Annotated in this window: 1 protein-coding gene; it reads right to left on the minus strand. The window is 74.0% G+C overall.

The genetic code is table 11. The features are described 5' to 3' along the window. The coding region (locus tag ACFWI9_RS34795; protein WP_387169425.1) for a hypothetical protein at positions 1 to 1,034 on the minus strand (1,034 nt) is incomplete at both ends.

Below are 1,034 nucleotides of genomic sequence, written 5' to 3' on the forward strand. Positions count from 1 at the left end.
GCGACATGCGACGCGGGACGGTCGTCGTCGGCGCGGCGGGTGGTCGCGGGCCGGTAACGGCCGGACGTCAGCGGGCTGGTGGCGTCCTCCGGACTCCGGGGCGCCTTCGACGGCGTGATCGTCGGCTGCGTCGGATCGGCGATCGCGTCGCTGGCGCTGTAGTGGTTCAGGCCCGTGTAGTGGACCTCCAGCGCGGGTGTGCCGGTGGTGGTCGGGCCGTAGCGCAGCGCGATGCCACGGGGACCGCCGGTCGTGGTGGTGCCGGCGACGGCGGCGGGCATCGGCTGGAAGACGTGGATGGGGGCGCCGAGGGTGTCGGCGAGCAGCGGGAGGAAGGTGTCGCCGACCGGGTGCGCCCACGCGTTCGACCAACTGCGCACGGCGCGGTCGAGCAGTGCCTCCTCGTCGGCGGTGAGCGGGGCGGTGCTCCGGTGGTACCCGGCGATCAGCAGCGACCGGCGCTCGTCCGGTGTCATGGCGGCGAGGGTCGGCAGCGCGTTCACCGCACGGAGATAGGCGAACATCCGCCGGTTGCTCGGCGCGACCCCGGCCGGCGGGGTCGGGGCGCCCTGCGCCGAGAGAGCTTGCAGATAGCGGGTCTGGAGGTCGACCGGGTCCAGGTCCTCGGCATGGGTCAAGCCCTGAATGCCGTACTGGACCAGCTCGTTGTCGATCTGGGCGGCGGTCATGCCCTGCACCGCCCTCGCGAAGTTGTCGGCGAGGACACCCCGGAGCTGGCCGAGCACCTGCGGCGGGAGCGGCCGGCTGCCGTCGCCCGCCGCCGCGAGCCGGGCCAGCACCAGGTTCTGCAACCCCTGCCGCGCGGCCCGCAGATGGCCTGCCCCCTGGGCCGTGGTCTGCGGAGTGTGCGACACCGTGGTGAGGGTCTGCCGTACGCCGTTGGGCTGGGCGAGCCAGTTGGCGACACCCGGGTCGAGGGCCGGGTTGGCCCGCGTCAGGTGGGTGCGGACCAGGTGCGGTGCGCTGCCGATGACGGCGTAGAGGAGGCAGTTGCCGTCGCCGGGGGTCGGGAC

The organism is Streptomyces sp. NPDC127084 (assembly GCF_042724175.1).
Taxonomy (GTDB): Bacteria; Actinomycetota; Actinomycetes; order Streptomycetales; family Streptomycetaceae; genus Streptomyces.